Origin of the sequence: Sphingobium fluviale (genome assembly GCF_004122115.1) — a bacterium.
In the GTDB taxonomy this organism is placed as follows: domain Bacteria; phylum Pseudomonadota; class Alphaproteobacteria; order Sphingomonadales; family Sphingomonadaceae; genus Sphingobium; species Sphingobium fluviale.
Genome location: NZ_SBKP01000040.1, coordinates 1 through 1,297 on the forward strand (window position 1 = coordinate 1; position 1,297 = coordinate 1,297).

Annotated in this window: 1 protein-coding gene; it reads left to right on the forward strand. The window is 63.3% G+C overall.

The window, feature by feature from the left end; genetic code table 11:
* Window positions 1–80 precede the first annotated feature (80 nt).
* A complete protein-coding gene (locus tag EQG66_RS15190) occupies window positions 81–1,163 on the forward strand; it encodes an IS5 family transposase (protein WP_129405347.1) in 1,083 nt (360 codons plus the stop codon).
* The last annotated feature ends 134 nt before the right edge of the window (window positions 1,164–1,297 follow it).

Consider the following 1,297-nt stretch of genomic DNA (forward strand, 5'->3'; position numbering starts at 1 on the left):
ACCAACTGGACGCCTCGAAAAACTCTGGCCTTTGATGGGTGGATTTGATTCACTTCGCTCACGTTACGGCGGAGGCGATGATGGCAGGACAGCCCGGTTTCTTTGACCTATCTGACCGGTACGAGGCGTTGAGCGCAGCGGGCGATCCGCTGGAGCGCTTGGCTGCGGTTGTGGACTTCGAGGTTTTCCGCGGGCCGTTGGTTGCTGCGCTTCGGCGCAGCGTTCGCGGCAAGGGCGGTCGGCCGCCGTTCGACCCAGTCCTGATGTTCAAGATCCTGGTGCTTCAGGCGCTCTACTCTCTGTCGGACGAAGCCACCGAGTTCCAGATCAAGGACCGCCTGTCGTTCCAGCGGTTCCTGGGCCTCGGCCTCGACGGCACCGTGCCCGATGCGACGACGGTGTGGCTGTTCCGCGAGCGCCTGGTGCAGGCCAAAGCGATCGACAAACTCTTCGCCCGCTTCGACGCTGCGCTCAAGGATCGCGGCTATCTCGCGATGGGCGGGCAGATCATCGACGCCACGGTGGTGCCGGCGCCCAAGCAGCGCAACACCGAAGCCGAGAAGGCCGCGATCAAGGAAGGGCGCGTGCCCGAGGAGTGGAAGCCGGCGAAGGCGCGACAAAAGGACCGCGATGCGCGCTGGTCGATCAAGTACAGCAAGGCCAAGGTCCGCGAGGGCGCCGATCCGAAGGCAGCGAAGCCGGTTGATCTCGCCATCCCGATGTTCGGCTACAAGAACCATATCGGCATCGACCGGGCGCACGGGCTGATCCGCACTTGGGGTGCCAGCGCAGCAAACGCCCATGATGGGGCACGGCTGCCGGACCTGATCAGCAGGAGCAATACCGGCTCGGGCGTCTGGGCGGATACGGCCTACCGGTCGAAGAAGAACGAGGCGTTCCTCGCCGCCGGTATGTTCAAGAGCCATATCCACCAGAGGCGCAAGCCAAGGCAACCGCTGCCCGAGCGGATCGCCAAAGCCAACACCCGGCGATCCAAAATCCGCGCCCAGGTCGAGCATGTGTTCGCTGGCCAAAAGCATCGCATGGGACTCATCGTGCGCACCATTGGCATCGCCCGCGCCACAATCAAGATCGGCATGGCCAACCTGGCCTATAACTTCCAGCGCCTCGTCTGGCTCGAGGGCCGAACTGCGCCCGCTTGACATAAAAACCGGCGACTGCGGTCGGTCCCACCACGGAAATCAGCGGATCAGCCTCCGAAACCGGGGCTCACCATCCTCTCATGCGCCTTCACGTCGATATCATGCCAAAATCAGGCGGTTCTTCGAGGTGTCCA